The sequence below is a fragment of the Neorhizobium sp. T25_13 genome (genome assembly GCF_002968675.1).
Taxonomy (GTDB): Bacteria; Pseudomonadota; Alphaproteobacteria; order Rhizobiales; family Rhizobiaceae; genus Neorhizobium; species Neorhizobium tomejilense.
In genome coordinates, this window is sequence record NZ_PVBI01000044.1 from 1 (window position 1) to 440 (window position 440).

1 protein-coding gene is annotated in these 440 nt (G+C 57.7%); it reads right to left on the reverse strand.

Annotated features, from left to right (window positions below):
• Positions 1-423 (reverse strand): cation transporter (locus C5J22_RS30875; protein WP_205837249.1); only part of this gene is annotated, 423 nt, incomplete at its 3' end.
• Between the last annotated feature and the right edge of the window lie 17 nt (positions 424-440).

A 440-nucleotide genomic window follows, 5' to 3' on the forward strand; every position in this document is an offset into this window, starting at 1 on the left:
CACCAGCGCAGTACGCTCCGCCAGGTTTACCCGTGCCTGAGTGACGCCCGGTACGCTTTGCAGCGCATTTTGTACGCGGGTGACACAGCTGGCGCAGCTCATGCCGCTCAGCAGCAACTGCTGGCTGTCATCGTCATCGGCGGTCGCTGCCGGAAGCGCCTCAGAAACCGCTGTCAGTGCTTCCGACGGGATTGATGACTCCGCCAGCGGTTTAGCCTTTGGGTGGCTTACAGATGCGTCATAACCCGCTTGTTTGATGGTTTCGATCAGCTGTTCTGCACTGGCAGTCCCGGTAACGTGCGCTTCAGTGACAGACACATCCGCCTGCTCAACATCCGGGCGCTGTTCGAGACTTTCTTTCACGCGTTTAACGCAGTGACCGCAGGACAGGCCGTCCAGGGTCAGGTCGATAGTTTGTGACATAAAACACTCCTTTTAAG